Here is a 16,996-nt window from a genome sequence, read left to right as displayed (position 1 = left end):
TCCTCCTGTTAATAGTCATTGTTTTTTGAGGATAGTCGGTTGGAGAAAATCGATATGAAAAGAACGATGAAAGCAAGTACCCAAGCAATCGCTGTTCCTCTCCCCATATCGTGATAAGTAAACACCTGGGCATACGACCAACTCGCAAGCACGTTCGTCGCTCTTCCAGGACCACCGTTCGTCATAACAAATATGATATCGAATACCTGAAACGAATTTACAAGGGTCGTCACTAACACGACATTCAGCGTATTTTTGAGAAGAGGCAGTGTGATGTAAATCAGCTTTTGCAGGCGATTCACACCGTCGATAACGGCTGATTCATAAATATCCTTGGAAATCGCCTGCAGTCCGGACATGAACATGAGCATGCAAATACCGCTGTATGCCCATGAGGCCGCGAGAACAACAAAAAATATCGTATTGGGAGGATTACCGAACCAATCGAACGACCAATTCCCGCCGGAAATTAGCTTCAGGAAGTTGTTGATCAGTCCAAAGTTCGGATCGTACATCCAGGTCCAGATTGTGCCAATAATGATAAGCGATAGCGTGGCCGGAAAATAAAAGGCACCGCGGAAAAAGGAGAAGCCTCTTCTCGCTGTATTGAAAAGAAGTGCGAATACCAGTCCCATTGTCACCGGAAGGATCAGAGATGCAACACTCCACTTCAGGTTGTTTTTCAAGGCGATGTAAAAGACCGGGTCCTTCGTAAACAGGTAGACGAAGTTATCAAGCCCAACAAACTTTTTAACCGGATTGACGCCATCCCATTGATACATGGTTAGCCACAACGAATTGAGAATCGGATAAATAACGATCGCACAGTATACCAGCAGGGCAGGCAGCAGAAAAAGGTAAGGTGTTGCGAATGCCGTCAACCCAGTCTTCTTTAAGCCGGCTGGCGTTCGCTGCTGCACCGGTTTGATATCGACAGCCTCATTCTTCATGTTCTCCTCCTCTCTGGCATTTTAGGTACAGCCGGTCGCAGCGTTGCCTTACGCTGCGACGAACTGTCAGAAACCCTGCAGCCTACTCTTTATACCAGCCGAACTCTGCTGCTTTCTCATCTAGAATGTCGGCAGCTTCCTGTGGGCTGATTTCACCCGTCAGCACGCGCGTCTGAACATCAAACAGCACATCGGTCAATCGCGGCTCGGTTCCCATTTCGTTGGTCGGTACATATGAACCGGAGTTTTGCAGCAGCTCGACTATTTTTTTCTTCGTATCGTTTACTTTATCCAGGTCGATGGCACCGATACGAGCTGATGAGCTTTCTGGATTTTGTTGGAGGGTGATGCGTTGGGCCTCCAATGTGCTCATAGCGTTCAGGAACGCGGCAGCCTCATCTTTGTACTTGGATTCGGAAGACATGTAGTAGCCGTCGCCGAATGCAACGATCCGGTAAGGCTCGACACCGGTAGGGAAGGGAAAGAAATCGTATCCTTCGACATCCTGTTTATTATTTCTAAGGTTTCCGAACTCCCAAGAACCCGAATACCACATGGCCGCTTTGCCGGAATACCACAGATTGTTGGTTTGCGCTTCTTCATTTGATAAGTAGCCTTCCTGGAAATACTTGTTGTCGACCCAGTCCTCCTTCAGCTTGCGGAAGGCTTCAACCACTTCAGGTGAGTTGAATTTTGCTTCCCCGAGCAAGAGCTTGTCATGGAGCTCCGCCCCCGCTTCCATTTCCAGTATGCCATCGAAGAGACGGGTAACGAGCGCCGGCCATTTACCGGCCATGACCATCGGGATCACACCGTTTTCTTTCAGAGTAGACGCAATTTGAAGCAATTCATCATAGGTCTTCGGTTCCGACAAACTATATTTTTCGAAAATGTCTTTCTTATACCAAATCCCCATCGCATTGTAGTTGCCGGGAAGCGCATAGAAATCACCCAGAAATCTCTTTTGGTAACTCGTCGCCGATTCCGGATAGGCTTCATACCATCCGTATTGCTGTGCATATTTATCTAGACTTTCAACCTTCCCGTTTTTTACATAGAAGGATACGTTTTGACCGACATTCGACCAGAACAGGTCCGGCGCATTCCCGCCGCTCACGGCTATATTAAGCTGATCGTATAGCTGCTCCGGCCTTCCTTTGCCTTCAACTTTAATTTCGCCATTCGGATATTCCTGCTTGAACAATTCGATCGCTTTTCCAAGTGCCAGGTTGGTCATGGGGTCCGCATTGTCCGAAATCGTCCATAGTGAGAGTGTAAATTTCTCGCCTTTCTCTGCCCCCGCTGCCTCTCCGTTGTTTGCCGTGCCTTCCGTGTTGCCGTTGCTGCTGCTGTTTCCAGCATTGTTGCCGCCGCATGCCGCTAGTGCGAGCACTACGGCTACCAGTATGAATGAACTGGCCGACCTCATCCATTTCTTCACGTTATTACCCCCCTGCGTTTTTTGGTTGAATGATGACTTCAACCGGATACCTTTATCATGAGGGGAACCGCTTTCAAATTGAATGAACGATTTTTACAGTGTCCGGGTAATTTTTTTACTATTGTTTTTGCTTATCGATAAAGCTTTTTGCATTCGGCAGGCGTGTAGCCCCGATATTTTTTGAACGTTTTGCTAAAGTAATTCGTGTTCTCAAAGCCGACGGAGTATGCTACCTGATAAATTGGCAAATCGGTTTGAAGCAATAGACGGTTCGCTTCTTCAATCCGGATTCGAGTGACGTAACTCACGAAGTTTTCTCCCGCTACCTGCTTGAATAAACGACTCAAATAACTGGAGTTGAGGAAAAATCGATGAGCGACCTGATCCAGTGTAATCTCATCGGCATAAGCCTCCTGTACGTATGTTTTAATCTCCTCGATCACCTCGTGCGTTTCTTTTCTCCCAAAATGGTCATGATAAGATACCGCGCCAAGTTCCTTGTTTAACGCTGCATGACGGCAGGCATAGACAGCCTCCCTATAGGAACCTGCCAGGTTCCGCCACCCTGTACGGATGCCGCCTGCACCAACAAAAACGTCATGGCTTCCGTTGCCGTTCAATACTTGCCGAATGATCTCCGAACGTTCGGCCAACACTGCGTATTCGTTACCGCCCTTTATCTCCATTTCCATCACGTGCAGAAACTCTTCCTTCATTTTAAAATGAGACAGGCTAAATCCGTTATTAACGTAGATTCCGGCATGTCGGGTGAACTTCTCTTTGATTGCATCCAGCGTTAAACAACCCGTGCTGTCTTTGATCATCAGAACACTGAACGAGCCGCGCATAACGTGTGCTTGAAGAGCATTTACCAGCTCATTACCGTCGGCTTCGGTCAATTCTTGATTGTGGATCAGATCATAAAAGCATTTTTCGCTCCACAGAGGGAGGCTCCGGTTTAATAGTGCCAACATTCTGGAGTCATTCTCGTTCCGCTGCCTTTCCTTGCTGATTTCTTCAATGCTTCTTCGCAAGGCTGAATAAAGCTCCGTTTCATTAATCGGCTTCAGGATGTAATCGACCACGCGGTGGCTGAGCGCTTGTCTGACCAGCTCAAATTCTGCATATCCGCTAAGAATGATAACTTTGGTGGATGGCATCGAGTGTGTGATTAATTTCGTGAGCTCAATACCGTCCATACGCGGCATTTTCACATCCGTTATGATGATATCTGGTTTCAATTCGACGGCTATGCGATAAGCTTCCTCTCCGTCTGATGCCTCTGACACGTTGTGAACGCCAAGCGACTCCCAATTGATTTGTGTCTTCAGACTGCGTTTAATCCAAATCTCATCGTCGACGATTAATGCCTTATACATCACGATCCCTACCTTTCATGGTATAAAATCGGAAGAACAATCAGGATTTTGGTACCGATACCTGCTATGCTTTTGAAAAAAATATGGTACTTACCTCCATAACAATGCTTTAAGCGGCTATCCACATTATGGATGCCTATACTCGAATGCCCTTTCTTCACGTCTGGTGCATTTTCATACAAACGCCGCTTAAGTTTTTGCAGCGTGCCGCTGTCCATACCACAGCCATTATCAATAATTTTGATCACAAGACGGTTCCGCTGCCGCTTAATGATCAGTCGAATCATCCCCTTCTCGTTCATATGTCTAAAACCATGCTTGAAAATATTTTCAACAAACGGCTGGAGCGTAAGTTTCACAATGGAACAGCGTTCCGCCCCTGCATCAATATCCGTCGTCACTTCAAAATTCCCGTTCAACCTAAGCGTTTGGATATATAAGTAATGTCGCACATGCTCCAGTTCATTTGCCACTGTGGTCGTGTCTCCAGTTGTTTCAATCGTGTAGCGAAACATAGCGGCCAGTGATTGAGAGATTTGATCGATCTCACGAACGCCGTTTACAACCGACATGCTGCTGATAAGCTGCAGTGTGTTATATAGAAAATGGGGGTTTATTTGGGCTTGAAGCGCCATAAACTCTGCCTCTTTCTTCCGCAGATCCGCTTTGTATTCGCTTTCAATTAAATCGTTAATCTTATCAAGCATATTATTAAAGCTTTTTCCGAGACTGCCGATCTCGTCCGTAGCCGGAAGATCGGCACGTGCTGAGAAATCACCGATTTCTACCTGTTTCATCGACCGTCTAAGCCTGAAAATTGGTTTATAATTCGTAAAATAAATCGTAAGCAGGAAACCCAGCGAGAGGATACTGAAAGAGAATGTAACCAGAATATTGACGTTTCTCAATTGATCCATTTCTTTATTAATGATGCTCTTCTCCGTTATACTGATGACCTTCCAACCGCTTACATCTGAAACCTCATAGGTAAGAAACTTACTTTTTCCTTCCAGAATGATATTCGCATGCGTATGGCCAGATTGGATCGGATCAAGGACGGCTCTTTCATCAAACAGAGCACCTGTCTTAAATAATTCATCCCCAAGAAGGACTCGGTTGGTCTCATCCAATACCAGAATCCTACTGTCATATTGTCTTTGATATTTCTCAACAATGTTTCCGATCGAATCTAGCTTAAGATCCAGAAGAATGGTACATATGCGGTCTCCTGATATTCCTCTTATTGTTTTTACTACTGAAAATACGTATCGCTCGGAAGACAGCTGAAGTGCCCAAGGCTGATGCACACCGGAAATGACGGATTTTCCGATATGCAATTCGGAATTCCGGTACCATTGCTCGTTTTGCGGTTCAAACACAGCTTTCATTTGGTCGATCACCGATTTGTAAAAGCTATTTCCGTTGGCAGTGAACACATAAACGCCGTCCAGCTCGTCGATGTCGTTCACGATATAGGAAAAAAAGCGGTTCATCTCACGATTATCCTTGACGTATATCGGATTATCGCCCACATATTTCCCCCTGGTTACAACCTCCAGCAAATTGGGGGAATAAACGGACGAAGAGATTTTCTCTATATCTTTTAGATGGTCTTCGATCAAGTCTGATATTTGACCCGATAATACCGCATGCGAGTCGGTCACCTGTTTTTGAACCAGTCGGGTGGAGTACAGATACGAAACAAAATTCATAAGCAGCATCGGAATGACTAGAAACAGCAGGTAAAACACAATCAACTTTTTTTTCAAGCTCCATCTTTGCAGGAAGGAGAAATAATCGACTGTTTTTTTGATCAGCATGATTTTGCTCCTTTGCTAACGCTTCGTGAGAAAAATATAATAGCAAACGTCCATACGATTCAATGGAATAAAGACAGCATTATGAAAAAAACGGATGTCTGGAGAAAATAAAATACAAAAACCCGCCGAAAGGTAGTATTTTTACTGATTGCAAACGCGAAAATAAAAAAAAAGCGGATACGTCTCGTATCCACTTTCGTCCTATTATTCTTCTGGAGTACCGCTCCAAACAAAACTTGCTGCAGCACCGGGAGGCAGCTTGTATAAGAACGACTTTTCGCCCCAGCGAACTTTAAATTTTTTTTCCTCACTAGCAGAGTTTATCGCAACCATTACTTTCGTCCCATCTGGATTCTTGAACGCGACATTTTCAATATTTCCGTTACCGAATGTATTCGAATCTATTCGGTGTGCGCCTGGCTTCACAAATTTACTGGCATGGCCGAAAGCGTAATATTCCTCGTTGAATGTTACATTACCCGTCTGATCTATTGTAATGATGCCACGGCAGTCTTGGCATCCCCCGTTCGTCGGACCATGATTTTCGTCAAGTGCCAAGTTCCATTTCAGGACTGTTCTGGCCCAATTGCGTGATGCCCCGATAACAAGATTTTGCATATCCCACTTGAGGTTTCCACCGAAGTCAGTTGCCCATTCCCCTCCTGAGCTTTCTGTGAAATAAATGGCATGGTCGGGGTGTTTGTCGTGAACCTTCGACTGGTTCTGCACATCGCCCGCATAACCGTGAAAGGCCGACCCGGCTATATAAGGTTTCGCTTCTGCGTCATTCAATACTGCGATAGGGTAATTGGGTTCATCCCAATTGTGGTCCCAAATCACGATTTTGGTGTTCAAGCCATTTTCCTCAAAAGCTGGCCCCAGATTATTCTTAATGAATTCGGCCTGATCCATTGCCTCCATTCTCATTCCTGGATAGTCTGCAGGTTCATGATGAGGCTCATTCTGCGGGGTAACCGCATCGATCGGGAGTCCTTCCTTTTCATACGCTTGAATAAATTTCGTGAAATAATTTGCGTATGCTTGATAATATTCACGCTTCAAACTGCCGCCAATCAAAGATTCGGATGTTTTCATCCATGCCGGCGCACTCCAAGGACTAGCCATTAATTTCAGTTCAGGATTAATCTCCCGAGCCTGTACAAGCGTTGGAATAATGTATGTCTTGTCGTGTTCTACGGAGAACTGCTGCAATTCCGGATCTCTTTGTCCTTCAGGAACATCGTTGTAGGTGTACATGCTAAGGGCGAAATCTGAAGCACCCATAGGAAGCCGTAAATAGCTTATGCCGATTCCTAAATCATGATCAAATAGCTTCTTCATTAATTCATCCTGTTGCTCGGGTTTAAGCTTATTTGCGATCAGCCATGCCGAGGAATCTGTCATTGCAGCGCCGAAGCCGTCCATTTGTTGATATTTAACTTCTTCGTCAATAGTAATGGTAGTATCATGTGATTCGTCGTCAAACGTGAAGGTTATGTCTTCCTCTGGTTGGAGCAGCTTACTCTGATCCGCTGTCGTCACCCAAACCTTCACTTGCCCCCACTCCTCCTGAGGAGCTTCGTTGAATAACCCCGTGCATGAAGTTAACGCTATTAAGAGACTAACCATTACAGCTATCTTCGTTAACTTACCCATGACGAAGCAGTCCCTCCTTGTATTCCATTGTTTCAAGCTCAATTAACGCTTGTTCGCAGTTATCTAGCCGCCACTTGCTCCAAGGTACCAAAATAATCCTTCTTCATTTCCTCACGCAATGTGAATGGCTGCAAGCCGATAGGTATATTCATGTTCTGTATCCTCCTTCATCTATTTTTAAGTGTCCAGCGTATTAAATCGCAAACCGAGAGGAAGCGGCTTTGGCCTGTCGCAGCGGCTGCCTATTTGGATATGGCTATTTTCACGAGATGATTCTTGTATGCTGTGCATGACATCCAATACGTGGTAGGTTAGTTCGCCGTTAGCCCTATGCTGTCTACCGGTTGCGATGGCATAACACATATCAGCCGCACCGAGTCCGCGGCTTTCGTCGGTAAAACCGTGTGTATACGCTACTTCCTTTCGTTCCCCGTCACGTCTTTGGATATAGATTGTGCCTCCAAAAGCATTTGGATCATTGCATATGAGCGTGCCCTGGGTACCGTATACTTCAAGACGCGGCATGTAGCCATACCCTTCTTTGGATGTTGTGATCGTGCCGACGGCTCCATTCTCGAAATCCAGTACCCCGCTGATATTCATCGGGATTTCAAGTGGAATCTGTGTGCCGTAAAGGGGAGATTTCGGATGGATGAAAGTAACGGTATCATGCAGTCGCTGTGCAGATCCGACAACACGCACAATCGGACCAAGTAAATGGACAAGCGCCGTTATATAATAGGGACCCATATCCATCATCGGATCCCCTCCTTCCTGGAACCAAAAAGCACCGTTCGGGTGCGTGCTTTCCGACGCATTGCCCATCATAATTCGTGCGTCCGCTGAGAATGGGGTTCCGATCCATCCTTCGTCGATCAACTTGCGGCAGGTCTGCAGTCCGCCTCCCAGAAATGTATCCGGGGCTCCACCGACCCTAAGATTTTTCGACGCGGCTAATTCTATTACTTTCTTGGCGTCATCCCGGCGCACTGCAAATGGCTTCTCCACATAAACATGCTTACCGGCTTCAAGTGCCAGCAAGTTGATTTCGGCATGCGCTTTCGGTATGGTCAAGTTGATAACAAGCTCAATCTCCGAATCAGACAACAGCTCTTCGACGGTTAAAGCCTTTGAAATGCCGAATTCCTGCGCGCGTTGACGGGCAAGCTCGGGCACAAGATCCGCACATGCGACAATCTCCATAATGTCATACTTTTCTGTACAGCTTTTTAAATAAGCGCCGCTAATCATCCCGCAGCCGATGAGACCAACTTTTACTTTTCGCATAAACAGAGGCTCCTTTATTTTCTTCTAGTAACAACAAAACGGTAGAAAGAAATCTTCTACCGTTTTATGTCACTTGAAATTATTGAGCGGATACAGATTTAAACCATTCGTTAACTTCCTCGGTTATTTTATCGCCGCCATTTGCCTTCCAGCTTGCGACAAAATCATCAAAAGCATCAATCGGCAATTTGCCGTAAATAATTTTGTTGAATGTTTCCAGCTCCGACTGACGCAACAGGTTCCATTTTGAAATCATAGTCGGTGTGGCCGCACCAGTAAAATAGTTTTGCTTGCGAATGTCCATTTGTGACATAACGACCTTCGCTGCATACCAGTTTTCCGGCTTACGGAATTGGGCGATTTGCTTTTCATAAGGGGTTACCGGTTCTTCGCCGTCTGCCAATTTAATAAGCGTTTTCATATAAAGGTCCGGGATCCGAGCCGGGTTGCTATTCATGCCGGTCAGGAAGTGGAACTCATTATGGAATCCTTTAATTTTGTCTTTGTCGCTTGTCGGCTCTCCATCTACGATGTCCCAGTCATAGCCTTTGGCAAAGCCAAACTCGAATTCTCCGCCGACTGGAGGGTCAGCAAAGTTATCCAGCAGGTAGTTATAATACAAGAAAATCGCTTCTGGATGTTTAGCGTCTTTGTTGATCATAATGCTGCTGTTTACGCCGGAATTTTGCCATTTTGTGCCCATATGTCCATCAGGGCCTGCAGGAACGGGATAGGCTTTGATTTTCGAACCTTCTACGTTTTTTAACAAGTCCGGAGCTGGCCAGTCGGGAATCCAGTTTGCTCCCGGCAGTATACCCGCTGTTCCCTTGGTCCAACTTTCTGATGCTTTAACCTCATCCCATAAAGCTGCGTCTGGATGAATATAGCCTTTATCCATCCATTCTTTCAGCTTCGCAAGCGCCGCCTTAGCCCCTGGATGAATGGAACCGTATTCAAGATTACCGTTTGCATCTTGGTTCCATTGCTCTTCAATCGTTCCGTATGCTCCGAACAGCCAATCAAGCGGTGCCATCCATGTGTTCGTATTATTTTTCAAGGATACCGTGAGCGGAAAGACGTCCTTCGGTGCTAGTCCATCCGGGTTCTGATTCTTGAACTTATCCATAATATCCTCTAATTCCGCAATCGTTGCAGGAGCCTCAAGATTCAACTCTTCCATCCAATCTTCACGAAACCATAACATCGTATCGTCATTGTCCGTATATTCAAGGATAGGCAGGTTGTATTTTTTACCATCCCTCAGGAAAGGGTACCACAATTCCGGATTTTGGTCGGAGTGGTCTTTCAAAATTTGGTTCGCATACTTCTCAAACAGCTCATCAATGGCAATAAACTGGCCGGAATCGATCAGTTGGTTGATCATGACTGGGTCGTTCTGAACAGGGACGAAATCAGGCAGCTTCTCACCTGATGCAATAGCAAGCTGAAGCTTCTGCTTGTATTGATCGCCATTTGCCGGATACCAGGTATCTTTATGCTTGATGCCTAACGTCTCCAACATCCAACGATCGTGTACATTATTTTCCTTGGTATCTCCGTTCGCATACTTCTTCGGCATTAATACGGTGCTGATTTCAATCGGCGGATTGTATTTTCCATTTGCGAATCCGGCATCGACAGCACTATTTGTACTGTTTGTACCATTCGACTCCCCGGCGTTTCCGTTTCCGCCTGACTTACCATTGCTGCATGCCGCCGTTATGACGAGTGTTAGTATCAACAGCACACTCCATAATTTTCTAAGCTTGGACATTGTGATTCCCCCTACTGTGTGAGATCATTACATCTGTTACTTTACCTTCTGAGCGGGGAGAGCATCTATATGATTTTATTAGTTTTAATAGGACTCTGTTATGCTGTTAATTTCGGTCTCTATACTCCTGCGGCGTTACCCCGAATTGGCGTTTAAACACTTTGATAAAGTACGCCGGGTCCATATACCCGATTTCCATGCCGATTTCATATATCTTTTTGTCGGTCGTTTTGAGCGTATGACAAGCACGTTCCATACGGAGGCGGGAAACGTAGTCGCTAATTCCTTCACCGGTTTCAATTTTATAGATTTTGGATAAATGAGTCGGGTGCAAATTCACATGGTCGGCCATTGCGCGAAGTGAAACATCGCGATGCAGATTTTGCTCAGCGAATTTCTGGATTTTATTCACATAAATTGAGCGTATATCCTTGATTTCATTAGACGTCCCCTGTTTCAGCTTAATTAGCACGCTCAGTGACCACTTTCGAAGCTTGCCTATGGAGCGAAAAGCTTCGCCGCTCAGCAGCTGTTCAATATCCGTTCCGAGCAGGTTGGCTAGCGTATGACCGTTCCTGTGCGCCAGATGGGAGAAAGAAGAAGTAATAAGAAATCCGGCCTCCATACAATGCTCCCAAGAATCGGACCATCTCTCGTCCAGCTCCGCACACACTTTCATTAGCTTGTCTTCCGCTGCGTCCCAGCGCCCTGCCTCAAGCAAATGAATTAGGGAAGGCGGCATGTAGAGAGCGTCAAGCGGTCCTTGTGTAGTGACAGGTTCAGATTCTCCAACTCGCATAACAAATTCCCGTTCATCCCCTACAATTTGCCGAAAATAGGCTGCAGCCTGCCGATAACGTTCCGGCAAATGCTCGGGAAATCGGAACCATTCCGTTATAACAATGGATAGAGAGCCTTTCAGAAACTGTTTAACTTTATACTGCAGCTGCATAGCTAGCTTTTCTAAAATGTATTCCTTTCCCATCTCCAAACCATTTCTGTTGATTTGAAGTAAAAATACGAGATACCCATGCTCTTCCTTAACGCCCCAGACCTCCGTAAATTCACCGATGATTTCTTCAGCCATATTTATGATTGCGTATTCCATCAACTGCTCACCGTTGTTTTTATATTGTCCGAATTCTTCCTCCAATCGGACAAGTAGCAGGGCGCAATCGTCTCCGTAGTGGAAAGCCAATCCATAATTTTCAAGCTTCCTTCGCCATTCGTCAGCCGACAGCAATTGGCCGCGCAATGCATCTAGGAGCAGTTGGCCGCGAAGAAGCGGCAAATTCTCACGTAGGGTATATTGAATCCGCTCAAGTGAGCTAATGCTTTCCCATTCCAAATTTAATTCATCGATCGCAGCCTTGACTGCTCCTAACAGCTCGTTGTCCGTCGGCGGCTTTAGCAGATAATCAACCACCTGATGCTTGAGCGCCGTTTTGGCAAACTCAAAATCCGAATGACCAGATAATATAATGCATTTCACCCTTTTATCGCGTATACGGATTCGCTCGATCAATTCTATTCCCGTCATTTCTGGCATCAAAATATCCGATATAACAATATCAATGGGATGCGTATCGATAATTTGAAGCGCCTCATGTGCGGAATAAGCTTTATGGACGTACTGAATACCGAGCGTGTGCCACGGCTTGGACATCGATAGGTTCTCCACCCAGTGGGCCTCATCGTCTACTATAATCATCTGCATGTTACTGGCCTCCTTGTGATGTTGGAATAGGATGATGTTCATCTTCTGCTTTTATTTCCCAGACGATCTCTGTCCGAAATCCTCCGAGCGGCGATTCTGTAAAAGATAGAAATGAGTGCTCTCCAAATAAGTGAATAATACGCTGATTCGTATTCCAAAGGCCGCAGCCCATTTCCTCCTGCAAGGGCTCCCACATTTTATCATTTAACAATTCCTGCAGATCTGGCTTCATCCCAGGACCGTCGTCATCGATATAAATCCTGCAGAAGCCGTTTGACATCTCGCCGCTGATCCGGATTTCACCTGAAGTATAAGATTTACCTACCCCATGAATGACGGCATTTTCCACAATCGGCTGCAGCATCAAGCGCGGAACAAGCTGGCTCATCATCACTTCGGGAATATCGATATGGTAGTTAATTCTTCCGTTACGAAGCTTCTGAATATCCAGGTAATTGACGATCAACCGAGTCTCTTCGGCCAAACTGGCCGTTTGCCGCTCCATTCGGGTGGTATAGCGGTAATAGGCGCTTAGATTATACGCCATCGATACAACGGCTTCCTCATCCTTCATCTGGGCCATATTAATGATATAACCAAGACAATTATAGAGAAAATGCGGATTGATCTGAGCTTGTAATTGCTTTAGTGTTGCTTCACGGGACCTCAGCTTTTCATTGAGAACGTTCTCAATTAGCTCTTTAATTTGTCTCGACATTTCATTAAATCGTTGGAACAAAAATGAAAACTCATTCTGCCCATTGGAGTGAATCCGTACCGAATAATCTCCCCGCTTTACGCTCTGAAGCCCACTAATGAGCTGCTTGATCGGGCGCTGAACATTCCGATACAGCAGAATGGATGCAGAGATGCCTAAGATGAATAGCAAAACCATTGATAAATAGAATAGATTACGATTGAACGATATAGTCCCCAGTATTTGGTCGAGCGGAACAGCGTCCACCACATGCCAATTCAATTGGGGGGATTTCACAGCACTAACCAAATACTTTTTATTATCTAATCGCACTACCCGCTGCATTTTGTCCCCCAGTGACTGCTTGTCCAAATAACGGATCAGTTCACTCGATACACTCTTCTCCGCGCTGCGGTTCAGAATCGGATTCTCCCCCTTGCGGTAAAAAAACGGGTCGCCTTGACCGTCTCCTTTATACGTATCCAGCATGTTTTGAATGTTTTCAGGTCCGAAGCTGGCTTCGATCACCAAACTACTCCCTTGAAGCATTCCTTGGCTGCCGAAGGAGTCATTATAAAACCAGTAAAAGGCTTTTGGCTCATTAGGCGAGACAGCGTCACCGAAGCCGTACGTCCATTTTCCGGTTAAATTTTTCTTTAAATACTCCTCATTGTACTTCATCTTGGAATTATAATTTGAAATAACTTCCTTATTCTGTTGGGAGTACACCGCGTATCGGACTGGCCATATATTCTGAACGCCGGATTGAAGCAACATCTTTTCTTGAACAGCAAATCTTGTCTGCATATGATCATAACGGTCACCCCAGAGCGTTAAACCGTTGAATTTCTGAATATTAGGATCCTTCGTGAAGACGATGGAGAAATCCATCATCTGTGCAATCCTCGAATCGATCTGGCTGGATAAAAAAGACAACTGTTTGATGTTGGACATTTGAAGCTCTTTGCCTATAGCTTTGAACGCGACGCTGTTCGAATACGTATACACGATAATAATCGGTATAAACAAGAGTAGGATCAAACCGTTCATTTTTGCAAATAGACTGAACCTGAAATCCACCCTTTTGACAAAATCAATACCTCTTCTCAGCTCCATAATCGACCCCTCCAAACCATATTCCCTAACAAAACCATATCGATCCTAACAATGTCATATGTTCCAGTGGTAGAACTTCCTGATACCATATATATCAGGGTTTGTCGTAATACACAATAAAATTTCTATGGAACGGGAGAGAGCTATGAACTCAAATACTTTACAGCATGCACCCCTTGAGGCTGCCCCTCGAACAAAAAGAAAAAGCAGCTACAAACATTCATGGGTATTACATTTGATGGTGCTGCCGGCAGTCGTTTTGGTTTTTGTTTTTTCTTATGTTCCGATGTCGGGTATCGTCATGGCCTTTCAAAATTATAAGGCCGCATTAGGAATCACCGGCTCACCGTGGGTCGGCCTGGAGCATTTTCGGTATATGTTTCAGAATGAATATTTCCTGCAAATAACGTTTAATACGATGTTTTTCGCCTGTTCAAAAATCGTAATGAATTTAATCATTCCCTTTATTTTCGCCTTGTTATTGAACGAAGTAAGAAATATGGGGTTCAAAAGATCCATTCAAACATTAGTTTATCTGCCCCATTTTCTATCCTGGGTCACCCTTGCGGGAATACTCATTGATATGCTCGCCCAGACGGGACTCATCAACCAATTTCTCACGAATGTATTTGGCATTAAGCCGATTTTTTTTCTAGGAGACGGAAACTGGTTCCGATTTACGATCATCTCCAGCGATGTTTGGAAGGAATTCGGATTCAATACGATCATCTTCTTGGCAGCGCTTGCAGGTATTAATCCAGCACTGTATGAAGCGGCCGAAGTAGACGGAGCGAACCGTTGGAAGCAAACGGTATATATTACGATACCTTCTCTCGTACCGATCGCCATCGTTGTTTCAACATTGGCGCTGGGCAACGTGCTGAACGCGAACTTCGACCAAGTCTTCAACCTGTATAGTCCTCTGATTTATCAGCAGGGAGATATCATCGATACGTTCGTGTATCGAGAAGGTCTTCTCAGCGGCCAATTCAGCTTTGCTACGGCAGTCGGACTATTCAAATCTATGATCAGCTTAATCTTGATCGTTATTTCATACCGACTGGCTTATAAATTCGCCGGATACCGAATCTTCTAGAAAGGGTGACCACTTATGTACCACAAAACGCTGCCTTATCGTATATTTACTGTTTTCAACTATGCGCTGTTGGCTACTCTTTCCGTACTCTGCCTGCTGCCTATGTTCCACTTGCTAATGGTATCCTTAAGCTCCGCCGCCCCCGCTAACGCCGGACTGGTTACGTTTTGGCCGATCGGTTTTACGTTTGAAGCTTATATGAAAACGTTCGACAACGACAACTTTTTGTCATCCTTATGGGTATCGGTACAACGGACGATCTTTGGAACTGCGCTTGCTATGACTGTAAATACAGTTGCCGCTTACGCACTCTCTAAAGAAACAAGCGTTTTTCGCGGACGAAATATTTATCTTTGGTATTTTGTTATCACAATGCTGTTCAGCGGGGGCCTGATCCCGGGCTATATTCTGATCCTGAAGCTTGGCCTTATGAATACGCTAATGGCACTTATCCTGCCGGGTTTGGTTGCCGTCTACAATATCATTCTGCTTCTGAACTTCTTCCGTACCGTCCCTAAAGACCTTGAGGAAGCTGCATTTATCGACGGAGCAGGCCAGTTCCGGACCTTCTTTACGGTTTACCTTCCAATCTCGCTCCCGGCCATTGCGACCATAACACTGTTTACGATGGTTGGACATTGGAACGCCTATTTTGATGGTCTGATCTATATTAAAGAATCTGAAAGACTTCCGCTTGCGAGTTTCCTTCAAACGATTATCATTCAGATGGATATGTCTACACTGGATCCTGAAACGATTGCCAATCTATCGCAGCGTACGATCCGGGCATCGCAAATCTTTATCGGAGCCCTGCCTATTCTATTGGTCTATCCCTTCCTGCAGCGCTACTTCGTGAAGGGGATCGTTATCGGCGCGGTGAAGGAATAATATCAACATTACTGCAATTACAATTCCCCCTACTTGATTATTCGATCTTCTTGATCAACAAAAAACCAGTCCATAACACGAAAATAACGTGTTAAACTGGTTTTTGTTGATTTCATTATCACTTATAAGTGTATTACCGTCCTTGTTTCACTTGCTCTGACAATGGCATCAAGCACCTCTTGATTTCGGAAGCCATCCATAAATCCGGGTAATCCATCCGGAGATGACCCTTGCAATAGCGCTGTAAAATCCGAGTATTGCGTGACTTTGCTCCGCTTCGGCACTTCGATCGTCGCTCTGGAGATCTGGCCAGACTCTTCTTCGCGGATCCAAATGAGCCGGGCTGGATCCAAGGTTGAAGCATGAATCGTTCCCAAATCGCCATAGATCGATACCTCATGCTGGTTGCCCGATCCGAAAGCGTTGCGAGACGTCTGGAAAACGCCCATGACGTCGCCAGTCATCCGCGCTTGAAAGCTTGCGAAGTCATCGACTTCGATTTTGGCCATCGTTCCGGTCCCGGGATCCATACGTTCAGGAACGATTGTATGTAATTGTGCCGAAATTTCTTGAAATTCTCCGAAGAGGAATCGCGCCATATCAATCATATGCGAACCCAAATCACCAAGCGTACCCGTTCCAGTTATAGCCTTATTATATCGCCACATATAGGGAACTTGATATTGCGGCACCCCAAAGCCCTGCAAATACTGAATCGAGAAATGACGTATCGTTCCAAGCTTGCCTTCGTTAACGAGCTCCCTCACATAACGGAAGGCCGGTGTATACCGGTAGGTAAAGCCGAACATCGCCGGCACCGGACGCTGCTCGTATAGTTCTAGCAAAGGTACGGCCTCTTCGAATACACGGGTAAAAGGCTTCTCGGCCAAAAAAGGTTTTCCTGCCTGCAAGCACGCGCGTACGATATCCGCATGCACATTGTTTGGCGTTACGGAAACGACGGCCTCTACGTCCGGATCTTCAATCAGTTGTACAAAGTCCGCATATCGCTTGCCTTCCTCAATACCGAGCTGATCTCCGACCTTAGTCATAGCCTCAACGTTTACATCACTCACTGCGACAAACTGATAACTATCTTCCTCGTTCATCCATCGAATATGCTCTTGAGCCATGCCTCCGAGGCCGATCAAACCGATTCGGAACTTATTCATATT

The 16,996-nt window shown here is 45.5% G+C and carries 12 protein-coding genes; 2 read left to right on the top strand and 10 right to left on the bottom strand.

The genetic code is table 11. The features are described from left to right. Positions 1 to 8 precede the first annotated feature (8 nt). The 9 genes from ACO9K6_RS20015 to ACO9K6_RS19975 all read right to left on the bottom strand — a co-directional run bounded on the left by ACO9K6_RS20015 (position 9) and on the right by ACO9K6_RS19975 (position 13,837). Positions 9 to 950, bottom strand: a complete 942-nt coding sequence (locus ACO9K6_RS20015; RefSeq protein WP_424769306.1) for a carbohydrate ABC transporter permease — start codon at positions 948 to 950, stop codon at positions 9 to 11. Between the two features lie 82 nt (positions 951 to 1,032). Further along, positions 1,033 to 2,391 (bottom strand): ABC transporter substrate-binding protein, encoded by a 1,359-nt coding sequence (locus ACO9K6_RS20010; protein WP_424769305.1) that lies wholly within the window; start codon positions 2,389 to 2,391, stop codon positions 1,033 to 1,035. Between the two features lie 131 nt (positions 2,392 to 2,522). Continuing rightward, positions 2,523 to 3,770, bottom strand: a complete 1,248-nt coding sequence (locus ACO9K6_RS20005; protein ID WP_424769304.1) for a response regulator — start codon at positions 3,768 to 3,770, stop codon at positions 2,523 to 2,525. 8 nt (positions 3,771 to 3,778) lie between these two features. Continuing rightward, positions 3,779 to 5,590 (bottom strand): sensor histidine kinase, encoded by a 1,812-nt coding sequence (locus tag ACO9K6_RS20000; RefSeq protein ID WP_424769303.1) that lies wholly within the window; start codon positions 5,588 to 5,590, stop codon positions 3,779 to 3,781. 204 nt (positions 5,591 to 5,794) lie between these two features. Further along, the gene (locus ACO9K6_RS19995; RefSeq protein WP_424769302.1) at positions 5,795 to 7,246 is read right to left on the bottom strand and encodes a glycoside hydrolase family 30 protein; all 1,452 of its coding nucleotides are present in this window, start codon (positions 7,244 to 7,246) and stop codon (positions 5,795 to 5,797) included. Positions 7,247 to 7,423: 177 nt separating this feature from the next. Beyond that, positions 7,424 to 8,533 (bottom strand): Gfo/Idh/MocA family protein, encoded by a 1,110-nt coding sequence (locus tag ACO9K6_RS19990; RefSeq protein ID WP_424769301.1) that lies wholly within the window; start codon positions 8,531 to 8,533, stop codon positions 7,424 to 7,426. Positions 8,534 to 8,612: 79 nt separating this feature from the next. Further along, on the bottom strand, positions 8,613 to 10,307 hold the full coding sequence (locus tag ACO9K6_RS19985; protein ID WP_424769300.1) for a type 2 periplasmic-binding domain-containing protein: 1,695 nt from the start codon (positions 10,305 to 10,307) through the stop codon (positions 8,613 to 8,615). Between the two features lie 106 nt (positions 10,308 to 10,413). After that, complete coding sequence (locus ACO9K6_RS19980) at positions 10,414 to 12,024, bottom strand: response regulator transcription factor (RefSeq protein ID WP_424769299.1); 1,611 nt, start codon at positions 12,022 to 12,024, stop codon at positions 10,414 to 10,416. Position 12,025: 1 nt separating this feature from the next. Next, on the bottom strand, positions 12,026 to 13,837 hold the full coding sequence (locus tag ACO9K6_RS19975; RefSeq protein ID WP_424769298.1) for a cache domain-containing sensor histidine kinase: 1,812 nt from the start codon (positions 13,835 to 13,837) through the stop codon (positions 12,026 to 12,028). Positions 13,838 to 13,982: 145 nt separating this feature from the next. Here ACO9K6_RS19975 and ACO9K6_RS19970 point away from each other — a divergent pair, with 145 nt between their 5' ends. Both ACO9K6_RS19970 and ACO9K6_RS19965 read left to right on the top strand, forming a co-directional pair. Continuing rightward, positions 13,983 to 14,933, top strand: a complete 951-nt coding sequence (locus ACO9K6_RS19970) for an ABC transporter permease (protein ID WP_424769297.1) — start codon at positions 13,983 to 13,985, stop codon at positions 14,931 to 14,933. A 15-nt stretch (positions 14,934 to 14,948) separates the two neighbouring features. Continuing rightward, complete coding sequence (locus ACO9K6_RS19965; protein ID WP_424769296.1) at positions 14,949 to 15,821, top strand: carbohydrate ABC transporter permease; 873 nt, start codon at positions 14,949 to 14,951, stop codon at positions 15,819 to 15,821. Positions 15,822 to 15,943: 122 nt separating this feature from the next. Here the strand turns inward: ACO9K6_RS19965 and ACO9K6_RS19960 are convergent, their stop codons facing one another. Beyond that, entirely contained in the window at positions 15,944 to 16,993 is a 1,050-nt protein-coding gene (locus ACO9K6_RS19960; RefSeq protein WP_424769295.1) for a Gfo/Idh/MocA family protein, read from the bottom strand. Positions 16,994 to 16,996: the final 3 nt, after the last annotated feature.

Source organism: Paenibacillus praedii, assembly GCF_049725345.1.
GTDB lineage: Bacteria > Bacillota > Bacilli > Paenibacillales > Paenibacillaceae > Pristimantibacillus.
The sequence above is the reverse complement of the archived record's forward strand: the minus strand, read 5'-3'. Positions and strand labels throughout refer to the sequence as shown.

Coding starts and splice junctions, on each gene's coding strand:
- ACO9K6_RS20015 (WP_424769306.1), bottom strand. CDS start 950: ATGAAGAATGAGGCTGTCGATATCAAACCGGTGCAGCAGCGAACGCCA.
- ACO9K6_RS20005 (WP_424769304.1), bottom strand. CDS start 3,770: ATGTATAAGGCATTAATCGTCGACGATGAGATTTGGATTAAACGCAGT.
- ACO9K6_RS20000 (WP_424769303.1), bottom strand. CDS start 5,590: ATGCTGATCAAAAAAACAGTCGATTATTTCTCCTTCCTGCAAAGATGG.
- ACO9K6_RS19995 (WP_424769302.1), bottom strand. CDS start 7,246: ATGGGTAAGTTAACGAAGATAGCTGTAATGGTTAGTCTCTTAATAGCG.
- ACO9K6_RS19990 (WP_424769301.1), bottom strand. CDS start 8,533: ATGCGAAAAGTAAAAGTTGGTCTCATCGGCTGCGGGATGATTAGCGGC.
- ACO9K6_RS19985 (WP_424769300.1), bottom strand. CDS start 10,307: ATGTCCAAGCTTAGAAAATTATGGAGTGTGCTGTTGATACTAACACTC.
- ACO9K6_RS19980 (WP_424769299.1), bottom strand. CDS start 12,024: ATGCAGATGATTATAGTAGACGATGAGGCCCACTGGGTGGAGAACCTA.
- ACO9K6_RS19975 (WP_424769298.1), bottom strand. CDS start 13,837: ATGGAGCTGAGAAGAGGTATTGATTTTGTCAAAAGGGTGGATTTCAGG.
- ACO9K6_RS19970 (WP_424769297.1), top strand. CDS start 13,983: ATGAACTCAAATACTTTACAGCATGCACCCCTTGAGGCTGCCCCTCGA.
- ACO9K6_RS19965 (WP_424769296.1), top strand. CDS start 14,949: ATGTACCACAAAACGCTGCCTTATCGTATATTTACTGTTTTCAACTAT.
- ACO9K6_RS19960 (WP_424769295.1), bottom strand. CDS start 16,993: ATGAATAAGTTCCGAATCGGTTTGATCGGCCTCGGAGGCATGGCTCAA.